This window comes from Bradyrhizobium sp. AT1, from assembly GCF_001590795.1.
Taxonomy (GTDB): domain Bacteria; phylum Pseudomonadota; class Alphaproteobacteria; order Rhizobiales; family Xanthobacteraceae; genus Bradyrhizobium.
Window position 1 is genome coordinate 4719811 of the sequence record NZ_JXDL01000001.1, and the last position, 26097, is coordinate 4745907.

The following is a 26097-nucleotide window of genomic DNA, read 5'->3' on the forward strand; positions in this document are numbered from 1 at the left end:
CCGCCGCCCTGGCCGACGATCCCACGATCAAGAGCCTGACTTCCAAGATTGCCGCCAATCCGGATGACGTGAACGCGCTGTACCGGCGCGGCCAGGTCTATGCCAGCAAGGGCGCCTACAACCTCGCCATCAAGGATTTCGACGACACGCTCCGGATCAACACCAAGGATGTCGAGGCGCTGAACAACCGCTGCTGGACCCGCACCGTGGTGGGCGACCTCCAGGGCGCGCTGAAGGATTGCAACGAGGCGCTGCGGCTGCGGCCGAACTTCGTCGATGCGCTGGACAGCCGGGGGCTCGTCAATCTCAAATCGGGCGCGGTCAAGAATGCCATCGCCGATTTCGATGCGGCCCTGAAGATCAATCCGCGCCTGACCTCCTCGCTCTATGGGCGCGGCCTCGCCAAGCAGCGCAACGGCTCCGCCCAGGAAGGGGCACTCGATATCGCCAATGCCAAGGCGATGGATCCGAACATCGTTCAGGAATTCGCAAGCTACGGAGTGCGTTAGTATTTTTTTGAATTGAGGCAGGCGGCGCCTCGAACCCTTGATGGCCCAGGGAAGACTAACCAACGGATGCCGCAGGCGGCCTTCTCCGGGGGGCCATTGCAGGAATTTTGGAACCGCGCGAGCTGGCTGCTCAGGAGGGACTGGCTATGAAGTTGGCTGCAAAAGGACTTACCGCGATCCTGTCCATCATCGCTCTCGGCGCCGCCCTGTCGCTGCCGACCTCGTCCGCCTTCGCGGGCGAGGAAAGCAACAGCAAGAACGTCACCGAGGACGACATCGTCCGCGCATTGGCGCCGGCGCAGAAGAAGCCTCTCACCCGCGGTCTCTCGATCGCCGCCCCGCAGGCCGACCCCGCGCCGAACGCGGCGGAGACCAAGCTGATCCAGTCCGTTCGCGGCCGCTCGACGCGTTCGCTGTCGTCGACCGAGCGCGAGGAGATCGCGTCGGTCGCCAAGGACAAGCCGAACATCGATCTCGAAATCACCTTCGACTACAACTCGGCCAATATCAGCGCCAAGTCGATGCCATCCGTGCAGGCGCTGGGCCGCGCGCTGACCAGCCCCGACCTCAAGGGCTCGACCTTCGTGGTCGCCGGCCACACCGACGCCGCCGGCGGCGAAGCCTACAACCAGGACCTGTCGGAGCGCCGCGCGGATGCGATCAAGCGCTACCTCGTCGACAAATACAGCATCTCCGCAACCGACCTCGTCACCGTCGGTTACGGCAAGAGCAAGCTGAAGGATCCGAGCCAGCCGATGGCGGAAGCCAACCGCCGCGTGCAGGTCGTCAACATGGAAAACAAGACCACCGCATCGAAGTGATGCACGACGCAATCCCTCGGAATGACCAGTCGTGATGTGGTGTAAAGTCTTGCTTCCAGAGCGCGTCCCGCAGCCTTGCGGGACGCCGCTTTATTTCAGGGAAACGCTTTTCATGGGCCGCGCGCGGATGGCCGTGAGCCAGGCCAGGATGAGCCCGCGATGAACCTTTCCAACTACCTCAAGCCCGCCGGAACCGTGCTGTTCGTCGTCGCGCTCGGCGTCGGCTATTATCTGTTCGAGCATCGCAAGCGCCCCGAGCCGAAGGAGACGCAGAGCGAGGCGCTCGTCATCGTGACGAAGTCGACCAATGCCTGCTTCTCCGACCTCGTGCGCGTGACCGGCTTCTTCGTGCCGCGCCGCGAGGCCGTGGTCATCGCCGACCAGGAAGGCTCCAAGGTCACCGATCTCTTCGTCACCGAGGGCGCAATCGTCGCCGACAACCAGGAGCTGGCGCGCCTCACGGCGCCGCCGCAGATTCTGGGCCAGCCGCAGCGGCCCGGTCCGCAAGGCCCGGTCTCGCTGAAGGCGCCTGCGCCGGGCCTCGTCACGGAAGTCCGCACCATCGTCGGCGCGCCCGCTTCCCCGCAGGCCGGCCCGATGTTCCGCATCGCCGTCAACAACGAGATCGAGCTCGACGCCCAGGTCCCGGCGGTGCACATGCCCAAGCTCAGCGCCGGCGCCACCGTGCGCATCAGCCGCGACGACGCGCCCGATCTGATCGGCCGGGTCCGGCTGGTTGCGCCCGAGATCGACCGCGCCACGCAGCTCGGCCGCGTCCGCATCAGCGTCACCAACAATCCGTCGCTGAAGGTCGGCGTGTTCGCCCGTGCCTCGATCGACGCCAAGCGCAGCTGCGGCGTCTCGATCCCCAAGACCGCGATCGACCATCTCACCATTCAGGTCGTCAAGGGCAACACCATCGAGACGCGCAAGGTGCGGGTCGGACTCTCGTCCGACAGTGCCACGGAAATCCTGGAAGGGCTGGAGGTCGGCGAGATCGTCGTCGCCGATGCCGGCTCTTCGCTCCATGACGGCGACCAGATCAAAACCATGTTCGCCGATGAACTCGATCGCACGCGGGTACGCTGATGGCTCTCAATATCTCGGCATGGTCGATCCGTAATCCGCTGCCGTCGGTCGTCTTCTCGATCATCCTCCTGGTTCTCGGCTGGGTGTCTTTCACCAAGCTCGCGGTGACGCGGTTGCCGTCGGCCGACATTCCCGTGATCTCGGTCGTGGTCTCGCAGTTCGGCGCGGCGCCCGCCGAGCTCGAATCGCAGGTGACCAAGACGGTCGAAGACGCCGTCTCCGGCGTCGAGGGCGTGCGGCACATCACCTCGCAGATCACCGACGGCGTGTCGGTCACCACGATCCAGTTCGCGCTGGAGACCAACACCGACCGCGCCCTCAACGACGTCAAGGACGCGGTGACGCGCGTGCGCTCGAACCTGCCGCAGAACGTCACCGAGCCGCTGATCCAGCGCGTCGACGTGATCGGCCTGCCGATCGTCACCTATGCCGCGATCTCGCCCGGCAAGACGCCGGAGCAGCTCTCCTATTTCGTCGACGACGTGGTCAAGCGCGCGCTGCAAGGTGTCCGCGGCGTCGCCCAGGTCGAGCGCATCGGCGGTGTCGAGCGCGAGATTCTGGTCTCGCTCGACCCGGACCGCCTGCAGGCCATGGGCCTGACCGCGGTCAATGTCAGCCAGAGCCTGCGCGGCACCAATGTCGACGTCGCCGGCGGCCGCGCCGAGATCGGCAAGAACGACCAGGCGATCCGCACGCTCGCAGGCGCCAAGACGCTGGGCGACCTCGCCGGCACCATGATCCCGCTGTTCGGCGGCGGCGAGGTCCGGCTCGACGATCTCGGCACCGTCACCGACACCATCGCAGACCGCCGCACCTTCGCCCGCTTCAACGGCGAGCCGATCGTCGCGCTCGGCATCAAGCGCTCCAAGGGCGCCAGCGACGTCAAGGTGGCCGAGGCCGTGCAGAAGCGCGTCGACGCGCTCAAGGCCGCCTATCCCGACGTCGACCTGAAGGTGATCGACACCTCGGTCGAATACACCAACGGCAATTACCATGCGGCGATCTCCACCCTGTTCGAAGGCGCCATCCTCGCCGTCGTCATCGTGCTGTTGTTCCTGCGCGACCTGCGCGCCACCATCATTGCCGCGATCTCGCTGCCGCTGTCGATCTTCCCGGCGTTCTGGGCGATGGACCTGCTCGGCTTCTCGCTGAACCTCGTCAGCTTCCTCGCCATCACGCTGTCGACGGGTATTCTCGTCGACGACGCCATCGTCGAGATCGAGAACATCGTCCGGCACATGAACATGGGCAAATCGCCCTATCGTGCCGCCCTCGAGGCCGCCGACGAAATCGGCCTCGCGGTGATCGCGATCTCGCTGACCATCATCGCGATCTTCGCCCCCGCAAGCTTCATGTCGGGCATTGCCGGACAATTCTTCAAGCAGTTCGGCATCACCGTCTCGGTGCAAGTGTTCTTCTCGCTGCTCGCCGCGCGCTTCGTCACGCCGGTGCTGGCCGCCTACTTCCTCAAACACGGCCATCACGAAGAACCGCCGCCCGGCCGCATCTTGCGGTCCTATCACCGCATCGTGGCCTGGTCGGTGAAGCACTATTTCATCACGGTGCTGATCGGCTTCGGCGTCTTCGCCGCCTCGATCTGGAGCATCACGCTGCTGCCGCAGGGCTTCCTGCCGGCGCAGGACAGCGCGCGCTCGCTGATGGCCCTCGAGCTGCCGCCGGGCACCCAGCTCGCCTATACCGAGAAGGTCACCGAGGACATCGTCGCGCGGCTGCGCAAGCGACCCGAGGTAAAGAGCATCTTCGTCGACGGCGGGCGCGTTCCGCCCGGCACGCAGGAAGTCAGGCGCGCGGCTCTGATCATCAACTACACGCCCAAGGATTCCCGCGACATCACCCAGCGCGAGCTGGAATTCTCGATCAGCCAGGAACTGGAGAACATCCCCGACATCCGCTTCTGGTTCCTCGACGAGAACGGCCTGCGCGCCATTTCGCTGGTGGTGACCGGCGTCGACGCCAACATCGTCAACAACTTCGCGAGCGAGCTCGCGACGCAGATGAAGCGGATTCCGACCATCTCCAACGTGATCTCGGAAACCACGCTGGAACGGCCCGAGCTGCGCGTCGAACCGCGCGCGGATCTTGCCGCGCGGCTCGGCGTCTCCACCGAAAGCCTGTCGCAGACCATCCGCGTCGCCACCATCGGCGACGTCGGACCCGCGCTCGCCAAGTTCGACGTCGGTGACCGCCTGGTGCCGATCCGGGTGCAGCTCGAGGATGCCGCGCGCGGCAATCTGAAGACGCTGGAGCAGCTCCGCGTGCCGCTCGGCGAGCACGGCGAAAAGGGCGGCGTGCCGCTCTCGGTCATCGCCGACGTCAAGCTCGACCAGGGTCCGACCAGCATCAACCGCTACGATCGCGAGCGGCAGGCGACCGTCGCGGCCGACCTCGTCGGCTCCGCCGCGCTCGGCGACGCCACCAAGAAGATCTACGACCTGCCGGTGATGAAGAGCCGGCCGAAGGGCGTGAAGGTCTCGCCCTCCGGCGATGCCGAGAGCCTCAACGAACTGTCCGACGGCTTCGCCACCGCGATCACGGCCGGCCTGATGATGGTCTATGCGGTGCTGGTGCTGCTGTTCGGCACCTTCCTGCAGCCGATCACCATCCTGTTCTCGCTGCCGCTCTCGATCGGCGGCGCCATCGCGGCCCTGCTGCTTACCGGCAAGCAGCTGACCACGCCGGTGTGGATCGGCATCCTGATGCTGATGGGCATCGTCACCAAGAACGCGATCATGCTGGTGGAGTTCGCGATCGAAGCGATCCACGCCGGCAAGCCGCGCGACGAGGCCATGATCGACGCCGGCATGAAGCGCGCCCGCCCGATCGTGATGACCACGATCGCGATGGCTGCGGGCATGATGCCGAGCGCACTCGCGGTCGGCGCCGGCGGCGAGTTCCGCTCACCGATGGCGCTCGCGGTGATCGGCGGCCTGATCTTCTCGACCATCCTGTCGCTGGTGTTCGTGCCCGCGATGTTCATGGTGATGGACGATCTCGGCGCCCTGATTTGGCGCTTCGCCAAGCGGCTGATCGTCCACAGCGAGGATGCGGACACCGACGACCATCACGGAGCGGCAGCCGCGCATGCGGGCCCAGCGCCGAAGAATATCGTGCACCCCGCGGCGGAGTAAGGCTCGAAAGGCCGCGGTCGCGCACTGGCGTAAGGCAGGCGCCGACGCTATGTTGTACTTATGACGTTTACGCGCATCACGATCGACCCCGTGGTCTGCACCGGCAAGCCCTGTATTCGCGGGCTGCGTTTCCCGGTGGCACGGTTGCTCGGCCTGCTGGCGGCCGGCGAGACCCGGGAATCCGTCTTGAACGACTACCCGTATCTCGAACGTGAAGACATCGACGAAGCGTTGCGCTACGCGGCTTTCCTTGCTGAGGATGAGGCCGTCGAGTTGCACCCCTCAGTCCCGGCCAAGTGAAGTTCCTCATCGACATGCCACTCTCGCCAACGCTGTCGCGCTGGCTAACGGAGACGGGGCACGACGCCGTCCATGCATCCGAGGTAGGGCTTCATGCAGCGAGCGATTCTAAGATTATTGAACGCGCCCGGCGAGAAACTCGTACGGTCGTCACCGCAGACCTCGACTATCCTCGACTGATTGCCGCTGCGGGCAGCGACAGCCCAAGTCTCATTCTTTTCCGAGGCGGCAGCTGGACAGAAGCGGGCGTTCGGACCCGACTCGCAGAGATTCTGTCTGCCCTGACCGAGGACGAAATTCAGGGTAGCATCATCACCGTTGACCGGGATCGTGTTCGCCGCCGCAGGCTCCCGATCGCTTGATTCTACTCGTTCCGCGCGATCGCGGTCAGCTTGGTCATGTTCCTGAGCAAGATGCGGCCGCGCTGCAGATCCAAGATCGCCTCCTTGCGCCAGGCCTGCAGCTGACGGTTGACGCTTTCGCGGGCGGCACCGACGAAGACACCGAGCTGCTCCTGCGAGATGTGCACCTCGGAACCGAAATCGGCGGCGAGCGCGCAGAGCCGCCGCGCCAGGCGCACCGGCAGCGGCTGCAGCATGGACTCCTCCATGCGCTCGCTCTGCCAGCGGATGCGCTGGCACAGCAATGCGATGATCTTGATCGCGACCTTCGGCTCGCGTTCGAGGAAGGCGAGAAAATCTTCGCGCCGCAGCACGAACAATTCGCTGGCCTCGCCCGCGGTCGCGTCCGCGGTGCGGTTCTGGCCGTCGAGCACCGCGACCTCGCCGAACAGGTCGCCCGGTCCCATGAAATTCAGCGTCAGCCGGCTGCCGTCGGAGGCGCCGGTCTCGATGCGGACCTGGCCGCGGCGCACGCCGAACAGCGCGTCCCCGGGATCGCCCTTCTGGAACAGCACCTCGCCGTTGCCCAGATGCTGGGTGTGACAGAGGTTGGACAACCGCTGGAGCTCGTCTGTCCCGAGATCCGCGAACATGGCGTTCATCTTCAGAATGACCGCAAATTCGGCCTGCTTGCTCATTTCAATGTCCTTGTGAACGTCAGGTCAGTTTTCTTGTCAGTCGTCTCGGGCAAATCGCTTGAAACCATCACCGGCAGGATCGCGTAAAACCGCGTCGAGGAAGTGTGTCATAAGTCACATAACTTTGCAGCACCCCCTGACTATTTTTACGCGCTTGGAGCCGCTTCCTGTCCGGGGATAAACTCGGACGCGAAGGATGGTCAGCCGGCGGGATTCGACGCCGTTTGTCCGCCGTTGGAAAGTCGAGATGAGAGCCATGAAATTCGCCGGCGCCGCTTTGGCCGCCGTCATCGTCGTGATCGCACTCTTGCTGGTGGTCGGGATCCCGTCGGGATTCCTGACCTCGACCATCGCCTCGCGGGTCGAGAGCGCCACCGGCTATCGGCTGTCGATCGACGGCACCACCAAGATCAGCCTGTGGCCGACGTTGAACGTCACCTTGAACGACCTCGCGCTTGCCGATCCCAGGGATCGCAGCGGCATCACGCGCCTCACTATCGACAGCGTGCAGGCCGACATGTCGCTCTCCAGCGTGTGGTCGGGCCGCCCCGCGATCAGCGAACTCGTCGTCACCCGTCCCGTGATCTACCAGCCGCTGCTGCGTGAGCGGCTGCCGAATGCTGGAACGTCCTCGAAGCCGCCCCTCGCGCTCGACGCCGGTGGCGCGACCATCGACCGCGTCAGGATCAATGACGGCGAAGTCGCATTCTCCCGCGTGCGCGACCGTGTCGACGGCCGCATCAGCGCCATCAACGCCGACGCGGTCATTGGCCGCGACCGAAAGGTCAATGTCACCGGCACCGCGCGCGTCGGCGACCACCCGACCAAGTTCGACATCAAGGCAACCACGCCGGCTGCGCCCGGCGATCGGCCGACGGTCCCGGTGGATTTCGCCATCGACATGCCCAGCGTGCTGAAGTCGCAACTCACCGGTCATGCCGAGATGCGGATGAACGGCGACGTCGTGATGATCAACGGTGTGAATGGCCGGCTCGGCGACGGCGCATTCAACGGCTGGGCCTCGGTCGACATCGCGAGCAAGCCGCTGGTGAAGGTCGACCTCGACTTCCAGCGGCTGGCTGTACCGCTGGCGAAGACGCCGGAGGGCGCGTCCGGACAGCCCTGGAGCAATGCGCCGATCGACGTCTCCGGGCTCAACTACGTCGATGCGCAAGTGAGGATCTCCGCGAACGAGGCCGCGATCGGCGATACGCGCATCGCGCCGCTGGCGCTCGACGCAAAACTCGCCGGCGGCGTGCTGAAGGCCGGCACCGCCAATCTCGGCGCCTATGGCGGCCAGGTCTCGGGCGAGGTGATCCTGGATGCGACCACCGGCGCGCCGAGCTTTGCGATGCATTCCGATCTCGTCGGCGTGCGCGCGCTGCCGCTGCTGCAGGGCCTTGCCGAATTCGACCGCATCGACGGCAAGCTGCAGGCCAAGCTCGCCTTGCGCAGCGCCGGGACCAGCCAGCGCGCGTTGATGGCGAACATGCAGGGCACTGCCTTCGTCAATTTCCAGGACGGCGCCATCCGCGGCATCAACGTCGCACAGATGATCCGCTCGCTGACATCGGGCACGCTGTCCGGCTGGCAGGACAACCAGAGCGCCGGTCAGGAGCAAAGCACGGATCTGTCGCAGCTCTCGGCCTCGTTCCGCATCGACAAGGGGCAGGCGGTGACGACCGATCTCAATTTGATCGGGCCGCTGGTGCGCGTCACCGGCGCCGGCACCATCGCGCTCGACACCAAGATGATGGGTTTTCGCGTCGAGCCGAAGCTGGTGATGACGACCGAAGGCCAGGGCCGCGCCAACGAGCCGGTCGGCTTCGGCATTCCCGTGATGATCACCGGCCCCTGGTCGCAGCCGAAGATCTACCCCGACATGGCCGGCATGCTGGACAATCCCGATGCCGCCTATGCCAAGCTGCGCGAGATGGGCAAGGGCCTGTTCGGCCCCGACGGCGCCGGGCTCGGCAACATCCTGGGCAGCCTTGGCAGCAATCTCGGCAATCTCGGTCTCGGCGGCACCACCGCGCCGAGCGGCGGCAATGCGCCCGGAAACGCCAATCCGCCGACCCAGCAGCCGGGCCAGAGCGATCTGCTCGGCGGCCCGCTGGGAGCGGCGATCGGCAATTTGATTCAGCAGGGCCTGTCCAATGGCGCGGGAAGCAGCACCGGCGCCGCGCCAGGCAGCGGCCGCAGCCGCAGCCTGCCGGCTACGCCCTCCGCACCGGCGCCGCAGGCTTCGCCCGCGCCGCCAGCCATGGACGACCCGCCGGTCGCGCAGCAGGACAGTCAGCCAATGAACGATGTGCTGCGGCAACTTTTCAACCGGTGATGGGCGGATTGGCGAGTTCGGCTCCACGGCCATCCGCTTACACCAGCCGCCCCGCTTCCGGCTTCCTCCGAACGGAGGAGGCAGGGGCAATCCGTCCCTTTTTACCTGCCACGGCGAGTAACCACGCCGGCTGCCCGGCGGCCCTTTGGCCCGAATTGTGATAGAAGGACCCCGCAGCGCCGGCGTCGATGGCGGCGCGAGAGGATCGGGATGGCAGGAGCGAACGACAAGAGACGGTTTCTGCGCGAGGGCCTGTTCGCCAAATACGTCGTCTCCCTCGTCGGCCTCGTCGTGTTCGTCCTCGCCGTCAACGGTGCGATGGAGACCTGGATCTCCTACCGCGCCACCAGGACGCAGCTCACCGACGGCCTGGAGGACAAGGCGCAAGGCACCGCGCGGCGGATCGAGCAGTCGATCTCGGAGCTCGATCGCCAGATCAGCTGGGTGACGCGGGCAAGCCAGGACACGCTCGAGAAGCGTCGCGCCGACTACGCCTCGCTGCTGCACCAGGTCTCGGTCGTCAACCAGCTGTTCCAGCTCAACGGCGAGGGCCGCGAGGTGCTGCGCGTCTCGCGCCAGTCGACCACGACCGGCAGCAACGCTGACCTCTCCCGCGACATGCGCTTCACCGAGACGGTCGCCCGCGGCGTCAGCTATGCGCCGGCCTGGTTCGCCGACCGGACACCCTTGATGTCGATCTCGGTGGCGCATTCCGGCTTCAATGCCGGCGTCACCGTGGCGGAGATCGATCTCAGCTTCCTCTCCGACTTCCTGTCCGACGCGCAGGTCGGCAAGGCCGCCTTTGCCTATGTCGTCGATCCGCGCGGCCGCGTGCTGGCGACGTCGTCGAAAGGGCCAGATGTCGGCAAGGATCTGTCGAAGCTGCCGCAGGTCGCGGCCGCGATCGCACCCGGCCACGAGGGCGACAATTCGGGCACCGATTTCAACGGCCATGCAGTGATGAGCGCCGCGAGCACCGTGCCGAAGCTCGGCTGGAGCGTGCTGTTCGAGCAGCCGACCACGCAGGCCCTGATGCCGATCCGCGACCAGCTGGTGCGCATCGCCCTGCTGATTGGCATGGGCCTGATGGTTGCGATCCTCGCCGGCACGCTGCTGGCACGCCGCATGATCATCCCGATCACGGCGCTGCGCGACGGCGCACACAAGCTCGGCGAGGGCGATTTCAGCCACCGCATCGACGTGCACACCTCGGACGAGCTGGAGGACCTCGCCAGCCAGTTCAACAGCATGGCCGACCAGATCCAGGAGACCTACTCGAACCTCGAGACCAAGGTCGAGGAGCGCACGCGCGATCTGGCGCAGTCGATCAATGAGCTGAAAGTGCTGGAGGAGGTCGGCCGCGCCGTCGCCTCCTCGCTCGATCTCAACGCGGTGCTGCCGACGATCGCCGCGCGCGCGATCGAGATCACCCATGCCGACGCGGTGCTGATCTACGGCTTCGACGCCGAGCAGCACCGCTTCAACCTGATCGAGGCTGACGGCATCGACAAATCCGCCGACGGCGCGCATGTGAGCATCGACGAAGGCGAGAACATCCTGAGCGATGCCGCCGGGAGCGGCGAGCCGATCGCGCTTGCCGATCTCGATCAGGCCGCCGAGCAGCCGCTGCGCGAGGCCGCGATCGTCGCCGGCTTCCGCTCGGTGCTGGTCGTGCCGCTGGTCGACCAGCAGGGCACGCTCGGCTCGCTGGTGGTGTTGCGCCGTCCCAGTGGCGAGTTCGCGCCCAGCGTCATCGGCCTGATGCGCACCTTCGCCAACCAGGCGGTGCTGGCGATGCGCAATGCGCGCCTGTTCAGCGAGGTCGATCACAAGGGCCGCGAGCTGGAGGCGGCGAACGGGACCGTGCGCGCCCAGGCCGACAAGCTCAAGCAGCAGACCGAGCAACTCAAGGACTGGAACAAGTCGCTGGAGGAACGCGTCAAGACCCAGCTCGGCGAGATCGAGCGCATCCGCAAGCTCGAGCGCTTCCTGGCACCGCAGGTGGCACAATTGATCGCGTCCTCGGACAGTCCCGAAGGACTGCTCACCAGCCAGCGCCGCGAGGTGACGGTGGTGTTCTGCGATCTGCGCGGCTTCACCGCGTTCACCGAAGCGACCGAGCCGGAAGAGGCGATGAACGTGCTGCGCGAATATCACGCCGCGCTCGGCAAGCTGATCTTCAAATACGAGGGCACGCTCGACAAATATGCCGGCGACGGCGTGATGATCCTGTTCAACGCGCCGATCCAGTTCGAGGACCACACCAAGCGCGCCGTGAAGATGGCGGTGGAGATGCGCGACACCATCGGCCCGCTCACCGAGCGCTGGCGCAACCGCGGACACAGCCTCGGCTTCGGCATCGGCATTGCGGTCGGCTATGCCACGCTCGGCCAGGTCGGCTTCGAGCAGCGGCTGGAATATGCCGCGATCGGCAGCGTCACCAACCTCGCCTCGCGCCTTTGCGGCGAGGCCAAGCCGAACCAGATCGTGGTCAGCCGCCGCGTCTACGGCATCGTCGAGCCCTGGGTCGAGGCCCGCGCGCTCGACGATCTCCAGCTCAAGGGTTTTAACCACCCCGTGCTGGCGATGGAGATTTTGAATTGGCGCGAGGAAGTCGAGAACGTGATCGATGCGTCGGTCGCGCGGCGAAGGGGATAGCTGCCTTGACGGTTCAGTAGCCCGGATGGAGCGAAGCGAAATCCGGGTCGTGCGACCAGCGACGACAATCCCGGATTGCGCTTCGCTCCATCCGGGCTACGGGCCCTTGTATCGCTCACCGACAACGTTTCGCGATCCCGCCGCGCTTGGCGCCCGGGTTTTGCGTGGGTCACAGCGCCCTTCGAAGTGGAAGGGCGCAGGGAAGACCGGGCACCGGCTGGCACCCGCAAGACCCCTGTGCATGAGTGCGTGATAGTCGCTCACAGGGGAGAAACAGGTGCGACCGGATGCCCGGCCTTCCCTGCGCGATGGTTGAAACGGCTTATGTCGCGCTCTCGCCGGTGAGACGATTTCCCGTTGCCACCGTCGCCTTGCAGCTTTCATCGGATGCGCCGTCCGGTCGGACATCGCACCGCTGCAAGACTTGACGCCGGAATGTCGGGCGTCACGACCACACGATTTTGCCGTACGTAGGCAGCGCCGTCGTACACGCGCCCGCTGGTCGCTCACGGGGACTACCCGCCCTGCGACCGCATCTGGCGCCGACACCGCCCGCGTCCACCGCCCCTCACCCCACGAACCCTGACGATCGCGATCCGTCCCTTACCATGGGATGAGTTGAGAGGCAGCATAGGGTGTGTCGTTTTTCTTGTAAAGCGAAATTTGGATTATTCGAATGAGCGGCGAGAGCAGGCCTGCTCAAAATCTCGAAAACAACCCCATGCACAGTAGACGCGGCCAGCGAGATCAATGGGTTAGAGTCGGCAAAAATTCGATGTTAGAAGTGCCTTAGAAGGCGAGCCGTGGCGACTCCCTTACGGGGACAGCAAAGAGTGCAGAAAAGGCCCAGGAGGCCCCCCTCACGCCACTCCGGACCGATCGCCCTGAACCCCGGTGCCCGCGGCGAGGCAACCGACCTCTATCTCGACGACCACGGCTACAGGTGACCTATGCTGATGACGAAACGCGAGCCGGCCACGGTCGGCGAAATCCTCACCGAGGAATTCATGAAGCCGATGGGCCTGACCCAGGGCGCGCTGGCCGAGGCCATGGGCGTGCAGCGCAAGCACGTCAACGAACTCTGCAACGACCGCCGCAACGTCACCGCGGCCACCGCGCTGATCCTGGCCCGCGTCTTCGGCAACAGTCCGGACTTCTGGCTGAACGCGCAGCGGCGAACCGATTTGTGGGCGGCGATGCATTCGGCGCGCAATCGCAAGCGGATCGAACGGGCGCAGCCCCTGACGTCGGCGGCGTGACACACACAGCGAGCTTTACAGCAAACCGGGTGACTGGGCGGCGGCGCATCCAATTGGGCCCCCCGAACCCCATCCCCATTCCCCGCGACCAACCCTCGCCTCAACGGCGAGGCGATTCGATGGAGAGCCCCGTGGCGTTTGCCTTGCCTTCGCGCGCTTATGATCTGCAGATGCTCGACCGTCCGGCCGACCGGGCGCGCGATCAGGGCTGGGTGTATGGGCTGCCGCCGGGTATCTCGAGCGAGCAATGGCCGCTCGATCCCGTCACCGGCTATCCGTTGATGCATGGTTTCACGCTGCTGCTGCCGGAGGATTATCGCGTGCATGGCGAGGACATCGTCGCATTGTCGTTCTTCGGTACCCCGGCTGATCACACCGACGGCGGCGCGACCGATAGCCCCGAGATCCGCGAGGCCGTGATGGCGCGGCCGTCGCATCCCCGTCTGTCGCGAATGACCGACATCCTCGACTACGAATTTGCCGCGCTGTTGCTGACCAGAAGCGAGTACGAAGGCGCGTTCGCGACACCGCCGGCGCCGCTGGCACTGGCGACGGCGGAGCGTCCGCGCTGGCTCGATGTCGGCGGCGCCAGCGCTTTCTACGGAGCCGCCGCGCTCTTTGCGCAGAAAATGTTCGCGGGCCCTCCGCGCGCCGATCTGACGGAGAACCTCGGAATCGCCCTGGTGCCGCGCGCGACCGATCCCAATGCCGGCAAGGCCCCGCAGGACCCGCACTTTCCGCGCACCCCGCCGAGCGACTATCAGCCCTATTATTACTTTGTCGGCGGCGTCCCGAGTCCCGAGAATTACCGCCTCCACGACTGGGCCAGGGATCACGCGCGCGATCATCTCGGCGGCACCATGCGGCCGTGCCAGGCGGTGCCGGAGATGAGCCCGTTCTACATCGAGTTCGAGGAATATCTCGGCGGCTACAATTTCGGCACTGGCAACGCGCAGCTCGACTTCAAGGATATGACGTTCGACTGGGCGTGCGGGTGATCGCGTCGAGCGTGCCAAGACTGCAAAAGCTCAACCAGCGCGCGGCAAAAAATCGATTTTCGATTTTCTGTTGACCTCGGCGCGGGCCCTTGCGATCATCACGCTATGGGTCCGCTTCAGTTCGACATGTCCGGAAGTCCGGGGGATGGTCCGCGCAGCCTGACCTCGGCACTGCATGAGCGGCTGCGCGCCGACATTCTGGCGACGCGGCTGCTGCCGGGGCAGAAGCTGCATATTGCCGGCCTCGCCAAGCAGTTCTCGGTCAGCCTTGCCGCGGTGCGCGAGGCGCTGTCGCGGCTCGTCGCCGACGGCCTGGTGCAGGCCTCGGACCAGCGCGGTTTTCGCGTCAGCCCGGTGTCGCTGGCCGATCTTGCCGACGTCACGCAAACCAGGATCGATATCGAGGGGCTCGCGTTGCGCCGCTCGATCGAGCGGGGCGATGAGTCCTGGCTCGGCTCGGTGAAGTCGGCGTGGGCGGATCTGAAAGCCGTTCCCTATCGCTACCCCGATGATCCCACGGTGCATTACGAGGAATGGGTGATCCGCCACCGCATCTTCCATCGTGCGCTCGTCAACGCCTGCGGCTCGCCATGGCTGCTCGGCTTTCGCGACGTGCTGCACGAGCAGAGCGAGCGATATCGCCGTCTGTCGATCCGTCGCGAGGTCGGCGCCAAGCCGCGCGACATCGAGGCTGAGCATCAGGCGATCGTCGCGGCCGTCCTCAAGCGCGATGCCGACGCGGCGGTTCGCGCCCTGTCGAAGCATTTCGGCATCACCAAGGAGTTCGTCGAGCTCGCCGCCTCGCGCATTGCGGAGGTGAGCCGCACGATTTGACGATCCGGAACAATCCGGCACGTAAAAAAACAGAACCGGGAGAGAACAATGAAGATCAATCGACGCCACGCGTTTATGTCGCTCGTTGCCGCCACCATGCTGGCCGGCCCTGCGAGCGCCGCCGACACCATCCGCGTCGGCCTGCCCACCAAGACCTACTGGCCGACGACGATCGCCGAGACGGCGGTGCGGCAAAAGCTGTTCGAGAAGGAAGGCATCCAGGCCGAGCTGACCATCTATCGCAGCGGCGCCGAGACCTTCGAGGGCATGGCGGCCGGCGCTGCCGACATCATCCTCGATCCGCCGTCGCTGGTCTCCGCCGGGCGCAAGAAGGGCGTGATGTCGCGCATCGTCGCCAACGCCGCGATGGGCAATTTCGGCTGGCAGCTGATGGTGCCGGTGAAATCGACGCTCGAGGTCAAGGACCTCAACGGCAAGAAGGTGGCGATCACCGCGGCCGGCTCCGGCTCGGACCTGCTGGCGCTGTGGACCATCCAGGACAAGAAGATCGATTTTACGCGCGTGCCCGTCGGCGGCGGCGGCCTGGTGCCGAACCTGCTTGCCGGCAACGTCGAGGCAGCCGTGGTCTATTCGCCGCTGAGCTTCCAGATCGCGAAATCCGGCGAAGCCAAGACCATCCTCGACTATTCGGCCGCAGTGCCGCCGAATCTCACCGCAGGGTGGATCGTGCTCGACAAGCTCGCCGAGGCCAAGCCCCAGCTGGTGCAGAAGGCGGTGAACGCGCTCTATGGCGCGGTCGCGTTCATGCGCGCCAACCGCGAAATCACCGTCAAGCTGATCGCCGAGCTCTACGAGATGCCGCCTGAGATCGCCGCCCTCGAATACGACAACACCATCATGAAGCTCGAGACCAGCGGCGACATGGGCGCGGCCAACGTCAAGGACGCCGTGCAGCTCTCGCTCGATCTCGCCAAGCTCGGCGGGCTCAAGGACATCGTGCCGGCCGAGGACGTGATCTCGACCAAGTTCAAGCCGGTCCCGACCAAGTAATCGCGATGCAGGGCACGCTTCTCGTCAACCTCGCACGGATCGCGATCATCGTCGCGATCCTGGCGCTGTGGGAGCTGCTGTCGCGCACCGGCATCGTCAACCCGCGCCTGCTGCCGCCCGCGTCCGACACGTTCGCAACGCTCGGCGATCTCCTGCAACGCGCGGCGGTGCAGAAGGACTTGATGGTGACCGCGACCGAGGTGCTGACGGCGTTCGCGCTGGCCGTTCCCGTCGGCACGCTGATCGGCTTCCTGGTCGCGGAGAACCGCTATTTCGCCGACGTCGCCAAGCCGCTGCTGTTCTTCGCCTTCAGCATCCCGAAATCGATCTTCCTGCCGATGTTCATCCTGGTGTTCGGCGTCGGCTTTGCCCAGAAGGTCGGCTTCGGCTTCTTCTCCACGATCTTCATCGTGATCATGTCGACCACGACGGCGGTGGAATCGGTCAAGGTCGAGCATCTCACGGTGGCGCGCTCCTATGGCGCCACGCCGTGGCAGACCGCGCTCCGCGTTTACTTGCCGAGCATGCTGCCGGTGCTGCTGGAAGCATTGCGAATCTCCATGATCTTCAACCTCACCGGCGTGATCCTCGCCGAGATGTACGCCTCGCGCGACGGCATCGGCCACCAGATCGCGACCTGGGGCGAGAATTTCCAGATGAAGCAGCTTCTCGCCGGCGTCGTGATGGTCGCCGCGATCGCCATGACCTTCAACGAACTTGTCAGATGGGTGGAAACGCGATGCAGCCATTGGCGAACGTGACCCAATTGAAGCCCGCCGCGCGCGCCGGCGCGATCGAGGTGAAGAATGTCGGCCAGGTCTTCAAGACCCGGTCGCAGGACGTCGTCGCGCTCGAGGACGTCTCGCTCGAGGTCAAGCCCGGCCGCTTCGTCGTGCTGGTCGGCCCGAGCGGCTGCGGCAAGTCCACGCTCCTGATGATGATGGCGGGCCTGCGCCAGCAGACCGCGGGCACCATCACCATCAGCGGCGCACCGATCCTGCAACCCGATCCCGACAGGGTCGGCGTGGTGTTCCAGGAAGCGAGCCTGTTTCCCTGGCTGACGGCCGAGGACAATGTCGAGTTTCCGCTGGCGCTGCGCGGCGTGCCCAAGGCGGAGCGCCGCGCCAAGGCACAGGACGCGCTCAAGCTGGTCGGGCTCGACGGTTTCGGCAAGCGCCATCCGCACGAGCTCTCGGGCGGCATGAAGCAGCGCGTCTCGATCGCGCGCGGGCTGGTTCAGGATCCGCCGGTGCTGCTGATGGACGAGCCGTTCGCAGCGCTCGACGAGCAGACCCGCATGACCATGGGCGACGAACTGCTGCGGATCTGGGCTGCGACCGGCAAGACCGTCGTGTTCGTCACGCACAGCCTCACCGAAGCCGTCTATCTCGCCGACGAGGTGATCGTGATGTCGGCGCGGCCCGGCCGCATCGTGGATCATCTTCAGGTCCAGCTGCCGCGGCCCCGCACCTACGAGATGCTCAGCGGCGATGCGTTCGGCAGCTTGCGCGACCGCATCTGGCGGCACATCCGCAAATCGGCGTGAGGCGGCGATGAGCGCCAGGATCAGTGCAAAGACGCTGCGACTGCTGATCGTGATCGGTCTGATCGCGCTGTGGGAGCTGCTGCCGCGCACCGGGCTGATTCCCGAGCTTTTCCTGCCGTCCCTCTCGTCCACGCTGATCGCGGGATGGACCGATGCGGGTGAATACGGTCATGCGCTGGCGGTTACGCTCTACGAGGTCGTGGTCTCCATGGCGTTCGCCTGCGGCGGCGGCATCCTGCTCGGTGCCATCGTCGGCAGCCTGCCGCGCCCGCGTGTCCTGATCATGCCGATGGTGTCGAGCCTCTATGCGGTGCCGCTGGTGATCCTCTATCCCGTCTTCACGGTGTGGCTCGGCATCGGCTCGGAATCCAAGATCGCCTTCGCCTCGATCTACGGCTTCCTGCCGACGATGCTCGCGACCGCTGCCGGCATCCAGACCATCGATCCGCAGCTGCTGCTCGCCGCGCGCAGCATGGGCGCGACGCTGAGCCAGCGGCTGGTCCGCGTCATCATCCCGGCCGCGATTCCGACGGTGCTGTCGGGCCTGCGTGTCGGCGGCGCGCTGGTCATCGTCGGCGTCGTCGTCTCGGAGATGCTGATCTCGTCGGCCGGCATCGGCTATCTCATTTCGCGCTACCGCACCATCCTCGACAGCGCGCATGTGTTCGCCGGCGTGCTGCTCGTGCTGTTCCTCGCGATCGGCTTCAACGCGGTGATCCGCTGGATCGAGCGCAAGGCCGCGATCTGGCAGACCGGCACCCGTGCCGGTCAGGCCAATGACGAGGTTGCATCTGGCGCGATGCAGCCGGCGACCTGAGGTATCGGCGTGTACGATCTGACCCTGACCTTCGACAACGGCCCCGATCCCGACGTGACGCCGCGCGTGCTCGATATCCTCCGCGAGCGCGGGATCAAGACCACCTTCTTCGTCATCGGCGAGAAGCTTGCCGATCCCGCACGGCGCCGCCTCGCGGCGCGTGCGCATGGCGAGGGGCACTGGATCGGCAACCACACTTTTACGCACAGTATTCCGCTCGGCGAGCAAGCGGGGCGCGACACCGCGGAGCGCGAGATCGGCCGCACGCAGGACCAGATCGGCGACCTCGCCCATCCCGCCCGCTGGTTCCGGCCGTTCGGTGGCGGCGGCAATCTGGACCGGCGGCTGCTCAAGCCGTCGGTCGTCGACTATCTCACCCGCAACAGACACAGCTGCGTGCTCTGGAACTCCATCCCCCGCGACTGGGACGACCCCGACGGCTGGACCGCACGCGCGCTCGATCAATGCAGCCGGCAGCCCTGGACCTTGATGGTGCTGCACGATCTGCCGACCGGCGCGATGGCCCATCTGGAACGCTTCCTCGACCGCGCGGAAGAAGCCGGCGCCCGCTTCCGCCAGGACTTCCCGCCAGCCTGCGTTCCGATCCGGGGCGGCGAGATCGCGCTTCCGATCAACGACTATGTTTCCTCCATCGAAGAGAGTGTTTGACCGATGAAAGTTGCAAGCTTCACCACCGCCGGCACCGCGAGCTACGGCATCGTCACCGACAAGGGCGTCATCGATGCCGGCAAGCGTCTGAAGGCCACTCCGACGCTGAAGGCGCTGCTGGCGAAGGGATCGCTCGACGAGTTGAAGAAGCTCGCCGCCGAGACACCCGACTATGCGCTTGCCGACGTTGCGCTGCTGCCGACCATCCCTGACCCGGACAAGATCTTTTGCATCGGCGTCAACTACGCCACGCATCTGGCCGAGAGCGGCCATCCGACGCCGGCGCATCCGATGATCTTCACCCGCTTCGCCAACAGCCAGGTTGGCCATGGCCAGCCGATGATCCGGCCGCTGGAATCCGAGCGTTTCGACTATGAGGGCGAGATGGCCGTCATCATCGGCAAGGTCGGCCGCCGCATCTCGCGCGAGGCCGCGCTCGGCCATGTCGCCGGCTATTCCTGCTACAATGACGGCAGCATCCGCGACTGGCAGCGCCACACCTCGCAATTCGCGCCGGGCAAGAATTTTGCCGGGACCGGCGGCTTCGGGCCCTGGATGGTGACGACCGACGAATTGACCGACGTCACCAAGCAGACGCTGATCACCCGGCTCAACGGCGTCGAGGTGCAGAAGGCGCCGATCTCCGATCTCGTCTTCGACGTGCCGGCCCTGATCGCCTATTGCTCGACCTTCACCGAGCTGGTGCCCGGCGACGTCATCGTCACGGGCACCACCGGCGGCGTGGGCGCCTATCGCACCCCGCCGCTGTGGATGAAGGGCGGCGACGTCGTCGAGATCGAGATCTCCGGCATCGGCATCCTGCGCAATCCCGTCAAGGACGAGAGTTCAGTCGCGGCAACGCGGGCGGCCTGAACGGCTGGGCTCAACAACAAGAAGAAGGAGACTCCCATGCCGATGCCAACGCACATCCTGCCGACCACCGTGGTCGGCAGCTACCCGCAGCCGGAATGGCTGGTGAATCGCGCCATGCTATCGAAGGTGGTGCCGCGCACGCGACTGCACGACATGTGGCGGCTGCCGGCGGAGCATCTGGAGGAAGCCCAGGACGATGCCACCATCGTTGCGATCCGCGACATGGAGCGTGCCGGCATCGACATCGTCACCGACGGCGAGATCCGCCGCGAGAGCTACTCCAACCGCTTCGCCACCGCGCTCGACGGCATCGACGGCGACAATCCCGCGATGATCGTGGCGCGCACCGGCAACACGCAGACGCCGGTGCCGCGCGTCGCCGGGCCGGTGAAGCGCAAGGGTCCGGTCGAGCTGCACGACATGCAGTTCCTGCGCAGCAACACCGACCGCGCGGCGAAGATCACCCTGCCCGGCCCGTTCACGATGAGCCAGCAGGCCAAGAACGAATACTACAAGGACGAGGAAGAGCTGGCGATGGCGCTCGCCGAAGCCGTCAATGCCGAGGCGCTCGACCTGCAAAAGGCCGGTGCCGACGTGATCCAGCTCGACGAGCCCTGGGTGCGCAACAATCCGGAGCTCGCCAAGCGCTATGCGGTCAAGGCGATCAACCGCGCCCTGCAAGGCATCACGGTGCCGACCGTGGTGCATCTCTGCTTCGGCTACGCGGCCGTCGTGCCCGGCTCGAACAAGCCGGCCGGCTATTCCTTCCTGGCCGAGCTCGACGACACCATCGCCGACCAGATCTCGATCGAGGCCGCGCAGCCGAAGCTCGACCTCGGCGTGCTCAAGGATCTGTCGTCGAAGAAGATCATGCTCGGCGTGCTCGACCTCGCGGACCCCGCGATCGAGAGCGTCGACACCGTCGCCGACCGCATTCGCAACGGCCTGAAATATGTCTCGCCGGATCGTCTGGTCCCTGCACCGGATTGCGGCATGAAATACATGCCGCGCGCGACCGCGTTCGGGAAGCTGAAAGCGATGTGCGACGCAGCGGCGAAGGTGCGGCGGGAGATCAGCTGACGTTTGGAAGACGGCTCGGCGGCGGCGTCACGCGCCCCGCTTCGGCCCGATCGCCTCGAACCCCGCCTTCTGCTCGTCGCTCAGATCCGCCTCGAAATCGTCGAGCGCATCTGCAACACCGTTGACCTCCTGCAGCATCGTCTGCAGCCGCGTCTTCACTTCGGTGAGGCGGGCCTGCGGCGTCTCGGCGGGCTTGGCGGGGCAGGCGCTGAGCGTCTGCATGGTGCGGAGCGTGGTGTCCTGGAGCACCTCGAGGCGGGCGCGTGCGGTCTCGTCGAGGCGCAGCGTCGCGGCGATCTCGCCGGCCGGCCATTGCTGCTGCACCAGCTGCTCGTACTGACGCTGCAGCTTTTCGTCATAGCGAGGATCGCTGTCGGCATCGCAGGCTGATGCCGCCTGCGCATCCTTCTTCTGGCCCGCGGCCAGCGCGGCGCGGCGCTCCCTGGCCAGCCCGTCGAGCTTTGCCTTCTGGCCGTCGTCGAGGAGCCCCTCGAATTTCGCGAGCGCCGGCGCGAAATTGTCCATCGCATTGATCATGGCCGCAAGGCGCTCGCGCATCAGGCCGAGGCGCTCCGCCGCGCTCGCGGGCACCTCGGACGGGCAGGTGGCGCGGATGCTGTCGCGGGCGGCCTGCCAGGCGTTCACGAGCTCGTCGAGTGCGGCGCGCTGCAATTCGTTGGGCTGCACGGCGGTGGCGATGAGGTCGGCAGGGAAGCCGGCGGGATCGCTGACATCGCAGATGTTTTGCGCCGACGGGATCTTGCGCGCGCGCCGGCCCTGCGGCGCGGTGTAGGCGGCGAACTCGGTGGCAACGTAGGGCGAGAAGATCGCGGCATAGATGTCGCCATAGCCATAGAGCGAGATGCTGGTGGTGTCGGCGAAGATGATCGCATTGGCGAGATCGTCATGTGCGAACGGCCAGAACACCGGGCCGGCCCAGCCATAGCTGCCGTCGGGATGGCGCCACCAGCCCTGCGGGCGACGACCGCCGCGCCAGCCCGCGAGCGCAGCTTGCGCCGAGAGAGCCGCACGGATGATGTAGGGGTTGGAAGGCTGCCCGCGCTCGGCGCCGCGGGGATCCTGCGATCTCAGCGCCGCGGAGCGGTAGCGGCCACCCCGCACCGCCATGCGGGAATGGCGCAAGCGCGACATGCCGATCATGTGACCGACGGCGAAACGCGCAACGCCGAGCGGGCCGCCGCGCATCCCGAACTGCGCCTCGGCCTTCACGGGCAGCAGCACCGCCGCAACCATGATTGTCGCGCCGGCGAGTGCCAGCCGCATGCGTCCCGACATGACCGCTGACCTGACCAATTCGGCCTCCTCCCAGCGCCAAGCGCGCATCGCGCCTCATCCGAATGACGCGCGAGGGAACCAATTGTTCCCAGGCGGCACAGGGCAAAGCGTCGCGGGGCGCCTCGTCTTGAGGGCCCGTCAAGGCCTGCGTCTCGAAGGATGGCCGCAGAGGAAAGCCCGCTCACTCCGCTTTCAGCGGCATCACAAAGGTCTGGCCGGGATAGATCAGGTTGGGGTTGTGGATCTTGTCGCGGTTGGCGTTGAAGATCACGGCGTAGCGTGCGCCGTCGCCATAGGCGAGGCGGCTGAGCGTCCACAGGCTGTCGCCGCGGGAGATCACGCGGTTGCCGCCGGCCTCAGCCGGTGCGGGTTGGAGCGCGTCGGCCGGCGAGGCCGATGCAACCGTCGTCGCCGCGGGCGCCCGCGCCATCATCTTCGGTTTCGGCGCGCCGGTCAGTCTCGGCCGGGACGCGGATTTGTCGGATGCCGAGGCCAGATGCGGCGCGCCCGACGGCAGGGACGCCACGACATCCGATCTGTCATCCGGCTTGTCCGCCTGCTTCGCGACCGGTGCGGGACGCGCGGGCGGCGGCGCCGCCTCGGCGATGGTCACCGGCATGGTGCGGCCGGACTGCGTGACCGTGCCATCCGGCGCCCTGGCCCGGAGCGTCAATTCATAGGAGCCGGGGGGAAGCTGCGGCGGGGTCATCACGAACTGGCCCGAGGCGTCGGCGACCACGGTGTCGAGCGGCTTGCCGTCGCGCAGCAGCTCGACCTTGGCGCCCGGCGCGGCCTGGCCGGCGATCACCGCGGCCTCGCCGTGATCGTCGACGCGGGCGACGTCGAAGCGGGGGCCGGTGTCGGCGACCGCCGGCGGCGGCTTGAGCGGCGCGAGATCCGGCAGCGCGGTGGCCTGCTTCGCCGTCTCGGCCAGCGCGGGAGCCTTCGACTCAGATTTGGCCTCGGATTTGGCCTCGGATTTGGGCTCGGGCGCCGGGACCGCCGCTGGCACTGGCGGCGCAATGGCGGCGAGCTTTGGCTGCTCCGCCTTGGGCTCTTCCGGTTTCGGCGCGGGCTTGAGATCGGCCATGGCCTGGACTTTGGCCTCAGGCTTGGCGGCGATCGCGGTCCCGGTCCCGTCCGGCAGCAGGCGGCGCAGCTCGGTCGGGCCGATCACCAGCACCGTGCCAACCAGCGCGAGCAGGCAGAAAGCAATGAAGGCCTTGGATGCGGTGATCATCGGAAAAGAACCTTGGGTGGCAAATCAACCGAGGCCGGCAAGGTGCGCCGATTTGGCCACGGCAGCAAGTCGGTCGAAGGGATGATCGCTTGGCCCCACGCGCCTGCGGATGAACCGGCGCGGCCCCCTCGGCGTCAAATCAGCGAGGCCGCACCGCGGCGATATTTTGGGATTTTCCCGTGACTGCATTTTTCCGCACCGCGCCATGGCTGGCGCTCGCCCTGACGCTCACAGCAGCCCCCGCGCTCGCGGCCTCCGGCCCGCCGCCGGGCTTCGTCCTCACCGACAACGCCGACCTCGCCTTCACCTCGCCCGACGGCGCCACCAGGCTCGAACAGTACATGAAGGACAGTGAAGACCTGTTCGAGGTCAAATGGCAGGTCTGGGCGCGACGCGGCGACCAGATGACGGAGCTGAAGCCGGAGCAAGGCTACGGCGCGGGCTTCCGCTTCACCAGCGACTCGCAATGGCTGGTGCGGATGCAGAAGACCGGTTCGGGCTCGCAGGACCTGTTTCTCTATCATGTCGAGAACGGCGCCTTCGTCAACGCCACGAAGAAATCGCTCAGCGACCTCGCCTGGGCCTATTTCCACAGCCGGCCCGACACCAAGAACATGAAGCTCGACTACCACATCTCCGCCAACCTGATGAAAGGCACGGAAGATGCCTATCGCTGGCTCGGCGTCGACTGGCCCAACAACCGCTACCTCGTGATCTCGCTGTCGGGCGCGATGGACAAGCATCCGAAGAACGTCGCCGTGAAGGGTCTGGCGGATTGGAAATGCCGTTACGATCTCACGACCGGCAAGTTCGACGTGCCCAGGATGTTCGCCAAGGGCAATGCGGCAGCGCTGAAGTGGGAGATCAGGCGGTAGGGTCGGCCTGGTAGGGTATGTTAGCTTCGCAAGCTGGGCAAAGCGGTAGCGCGCTTCAGCCTGGCAGTCGCTACCGGCTCTACGTCTTCTTGCCCTGTCGACTGGTCGCGAGCAGCACGAGGAGGAAGGAGGCCGCGGTCATCAGCGTCGATATCGCTGCAATTGTGGGATCGATCTCGTCCCGAAGCGCCGTGAACATGCGCTTGGTCAGCGGCTGGTATTGCCCGCCGGAGATGAACAGCGCGACGATGGTCTCGTCCATCGCCGAGATGAAGGCGAAAATGCCGCCGGCGACCACGCTGGATTTGATCTGGGGCAGCGTCACCGCAAAAAAGCTGCGGAGGCGGTTCATGCCGAGGCTGCGCGCCACCATCTCCTGCGCGGGATCGAAGCTCTGCAGGCCGGCCAGGACGGAGATGAGGACATAGGGCAGGCCCAGCATCACGTTCGCGAGCACGAGTCCGGGCATGGTCGCGACCAGGCCGACCCTGGCGTACACGAAGAAGATGCCGACCGCAGTGATGATGATGGGCACCACCAGCGGCAACAGCAGCGTCATGTGTATCAGCCGCATCAACCGGAGCTTCGACTGGCTGATGGCATAGGCGGCGGCCACCCCGAGCGGCGTCGCGATCAAGACGGTCAGCAGCGCGACCGTCAGCGTCACCCGCGTCGCCTGCATCCAGGCCGGATTCGAGACATATTGCTGGTACCAGCGCAGCGAAAAGGACGGCGGCGGAAAGGTCAGAAAGCGCGCGCTGGAGAACGAGATCGGCGCGATGATCAGCACCGGCAGGATCAGATAGACCAGCACCAACGCGCTGACCACAAACAGGACAATCCGGGCGGGCGAGGCGCGCATCATTTCTGCCCCAGCACGCGGTCGAGGGAAATGAAGCGGCTGACGATGAAGAAGATCGCGAGCACGCTGAGCAGCAGCACCACCGCAACGGCGCTCGCGGCGCCGAACTGGTTGTAGAGCTCGACATTGCGGCTCACCAGCATCGACACCATCACGGTCCGCCCGCCGCCAAGCAGCTCCGGCGTGATGTAGAATCCGAGGCAGAGCACGAACACCATGGTGCACCCGGCGAGCACGCCCGGCAGCGACAGGGGCAGGAACACGCGAAAGAAGGTGAGCGATGGGCTCGCGCCGAGGCTCGCGCCGGCCTGCATGAGATCGTCCGGAATCTTCTGCATGGTGGCATAGAGCGGCAGCACCATGAACGGCAGCAGGATATGTACGGTCGCGACCACCGTGCCGAAAGTATTATGGACCAGCGCGAGCGGCTCCGAGATCAGATCGAGATAGCGCAGGAACTGGTTGATGACGCCGGTGCGCTGCAGCAAGGCCAACCAGGCATAGGCGCGCACCAGGACGCTGGTCCAGAACGGCAGCAGGACCAGCGACAGGATGAGGATGCTCCACCCTTTCGGCAACGAATTGGCGAGGTAAGCCAAGGGATAGCCAAGCAATAGCGCGATCAGGGTGACCGCGAGGCTGATCTCGAAGGTCAGCGCAAAGCTGCGCCAGTAGACGTCCTCAGTGAAGACGCGGCGATAATTCTCCAGCGTGAAGCCGTCATGGTAGATCGACTGCCAGGCGAGCCAGCCGACCGGCAGCACGATCAGCATCAGGATCACCAGCAGCGCCGGCGACACCAATGCCAGCATCAGCGCATGCTCGCGGCGCTGA

24 protein-coding genes are annotated in these 26097 nt (G+C 66.0%); 19 read left to right on the forward strand and 5 right to left on the reverse strand.

Going from position 1 to position 26097, the window contains the following annotated elements; all coding sequences use genetic code 11:
• From SE92_RS21900 to SE92_RS37565, 6 genes are all read left to right on the forward strand, one after another.
• Positions 1–509, forward strand: a 509-nt coding sequence (locus SE92_RS21900) for a tetratricopeptide repeat protein (RefSeq protein WP_157095930.1), incomplete at its 5' end; no start/stop codon positions are given.
• Positions 510–655: 146 nt separating this feature from the next.
• Positions 656–1330 carry an OmpA family protein gene (locus tag SE92_RS21905; protein ID WP_063198275.1) on the forward strand — a complete coding sequence of 225 codons (675 nt, stop codon included), beginning with the start codon at positions 656–658 and terminating at the stop codon, positions 1328–1330.
• Between the two features lie 159 nt (positions 1331–1489).
• Positions 1490–2419, forward strand: coding sequence for an efflux RND transporter periplasmic adaptor subunit (locus SE92_RS21910; RefSeq protein ID WP_063198277.1), 930 nt, complete (start codon positions 1490–1492; stop codon positions 2417–2419).
• Positions 2419–5568 carry an efflux RND transporter permease subunit gene (locus SE92_RS21915; protein ID WP_063198279.1) on the forward strand — a complete coding sequence of 1050 codons (3150 nt, stop codon included), beginning with the start codon at positions 2419–2421 and terminating at the stop codon, positions 5566–5568. Before SE92_RS21910 ends, SE92_RS21915 begins: the two co-directional genes overlap by 1 nt.
• A gap of 60 nt (positions 5569–5628) precedes the next feature.
• A complete protein-coding gene (locus tag SE92_RS21920) occupies positions 5629–5868 on the forward strand; it encodes a DUF433 domain-containing protein (RefSeq protein ID WP_063198280.1) in 240 nt (79 codons plus the stop codon).
• Positions 5865–6230: a DUF5615 family PIN-like protein gene (locus SE92_RS37565; RefSeq protein ID WP_063198282.1), complete on the forward strand. Its 366-nt coding sequence runs from the start codon at positions 5865–5867 to the stop codon at positions 6228–6230. Before SE92_RS21920 ends, SE92_RS37565 begins: the two co-directional genes overlap by 4 nt.
• A 2-nt stretch (positions 6231–6232) precedes the next feature.
• Here the strand turns inward: SE92_RS37565 and SE92_RS21930 are convergent, their stop codons facing one another.
• Positions 6233–6907 (reverse strand): Crp/Fnr family transcriptional regulator, encoded by a 675-nt coding sequence (locus tag SE92_RS21930; protein WP_063198283.1) that lies wholly within the window; start codon positions 6905–6907, stop codon positions 6233–6235.
• 247 nt (positions 6908–7154) lie between these two features.
• Between SE92_RS21930 and SE92_RS21935 the strand changes: the two genes are divergently transcribed.
• The 12 genes from SE92_RS21935 (at position 7155) to SE92_RS21990 (ending at position 20990) form a co-directional block, all read left to right on the forward strand.
• On the forward strand, positions 7155–9245 hold the full coding sequence (locus SE92_RS21935) for an AsmA family protein (RefSeq protein ID WP_063198285.1): 2091 nt from the start codon (positions 7155–7157) through the stop codon (positions 9243–9245).
• Positions 9246–9455: 210 nt separating this feature from the next.
• A complete protein-coding gene (locus SE92_RS21940; protein WP_063198287.1) occupies positions 9456–11903 on the forward strand; it encodes an adenylate/guanylate cyclase domain-containing protein in 2448 nt (815 codons plus the stop codon).
• Positions 11904–12853: 950 nt separating this feature from the next.
• The gene (locus SE92_RS21945; RefSeq protein ID WP_063198289.1) at positions 12854–13162 is read left to right on the forward strand and encodes a HigA family addiction module antitoxin; all 309 of its coding nucleotides are present in this window, start codon (positions 12854–12856) and stop codon (positions 13160–13162) included.
• A 131-nt stretch (positions 13163–13293) separates the two neighbouring features.
• Positions 13294–14160, forward strand: coding sequence for a hypothetical protein (locus tag SE92_RS21950; protein ID WP_063203693.1), 867 nt, complete (start codon positions 13294–13296; stop codon positions 14158–14160).
• 126 nt (positions 14161–14286) lie between these two features.
• Positions 14287–14994: a GntR family transcriptional regulator gene (locus SE92_RS21955; RefSeq protein WP_245324664.1), complete on the forward strand. Its 708-nt coding sequence runs from the start codon at positions 14287–14289 to the stop codon at positions 14992–14994.
• Between the two features lie 48 nt (positions 14995–15042).
• The gene (locus SE92_RS21960) at positions 15043–16005 is read left to right on the forward strand and encodes an ABC transporter substrate-binding protein (protein WP_063198297.1); all 963 of its coding nucleotides are present in this window, start codon (positions 15043–15045) and stop codon (positions 16003–16005) included.
• A 5-nt stretch (positions 16006–16010) separates the two neighbouring features.
• A complete protein-coding gene (locus tag SE92_RS21965) occupies positions 16011–16766 on the forward strand; it encodes an ABC transporter permease (protein WP_063198299.1) in 756 nt (251 codons plus the stop codon).
• Positions 16745–17551 (forward strand): ABC transporter ATP-binding protein, encoded by an 807-nt coding sequence (locus tag SE92_RS21970; RefSeq protein ID WP_063203694.1) that lies wholly within the window; start codon positions 16745–16747, stop codon positions 17549–17551. The genes SE92_RS21965 and SE92_RS21970 overlap by 22 nt, the downstream gene beginning before the upstream one ends.
• A 7-nt stretch (positions 17552–17558) precedes the next feature.
• Positions 17559–18368 carry an ABC transporter permease gene (locus tag SE92_RS21975; protein ID WP_063198301.1) on the forward strand — a complete coding sequence of 270 codons (810 nt, stop codon included), beginning with the start codon at positions 17559–17561 and terminating at the stop codon, positions 18366–18368.
• Positions 18369–18377: 9 nt separating this feature from the next.
• Positions 18378–19037 carry a polysaccharide deacetylase family protein gene (locus tag SE92_RS21980; protein ID WP_063198303.1) on the forward strand — a complete coding sequence of 220 codons (660 nt, stop codon included), beginning with the start codon at positions 18378–18380 and terminating at the stop codon, positions 19035–19037.
• A 3-nt stretch (positions 19038–19040) separates the two neighbouring features.
• Positions 19041–19910 (forward strand): fumarylacetoacetate hydrolase family protein, encoded by an 870-nt coding sequence (locus SE92_RS21985; RefSeq protein WP_063198305.1) that lies wholly within the window; start codon positions 19041–19043, stop codon positions 19908–19910.
• 36 nt (positions 19911–19946) lie between these two features.
• Complete coding sequence (locus SE92_RS21990) at positions 19947–20990, forward strand: uroporphyrinogen decarboxylase family protein (RefSeq protein ID WP_198172746.1); 1044 nt, start codon at positions 19947–19949, stop codon at positions 20988–20990.
• A 27-nt stretch (positions 20991–21017) separates the two neighbouring features.
• Here the strand turns inward: SE92_RS21990 and SE92_RS21995 are convergent, their stop codons facing one another.
• Together SE92_RS21995 and SE92_RS22000 are read right to left on the reverse strand one after the other, a co-directional pair.
• Positions 21018–22286: a Spy/CpxP family protein refolding chaperone gene (locus SE92_RS21995; protein ID WP_063203696.1), complete on the reverse strand. Its 1269-nt coding sequence runs from the start codon at positions 22284–22286 to the stop codon at positions 21018–21020.
• Positions 22287–22467: 181 nt separating this feature from the next.
• Complete coding sequence (locus SE92_RS22000) at positions 22468–23526, reverse strand: LysM peptidoglycan-binding domain-containing protein (RefSeq protein WP_063198308.1); 1059 nt, start codon at positions 23524–23526, stop codon at positions 22468–22470.
• A 179-nt stretch (positions 23527–23705) separates the two neighbouring features.
• Between SE92_RS22000 and SE92_RS22005 the strand changes: the two genes are divergently transcribed.
• On the forward strand, positions 23706–24401 hold the full coding sequence (locus tag SE92_RS22005; RefSeq protein WP_063198310.1) for a hypothetical protein: 696 nt from the start codon (positions 23706–23708) through the stop codon (positions 24399–24401).
• Between the two features lie 79 nt (positions 24402–24480).
• On the opposite strand, the gene SE92_RS22010 is transcribed toward SE92_RS22005, so the two are convergent.
• Positions 24481–25266 (reverse strand): ABC transporter permease, encoded by a 786-nt coding sequence (locus tag SE92_RS22010; protein ID WP_063198312.1) that lies wholly within the window; start codon positions 25264–25266, stop codon positions 24481–24483.
• Complete coding sequence (locus SE92_RS22015; protein ID WP_063203699.1) at positions 25263–26075, reverse strand: ABC transporter permease; 813 nt, start codon at positions 26073–26075, stop codon at positions 25263–25265. The genes SE92_RS22010 and SE92_RS22015 overlap by 4 nt, the downstream gene beginning before the upstream one ends.
• Between the last annotated feature and the right edge of the window lie 22 nt (positions 26076–26097).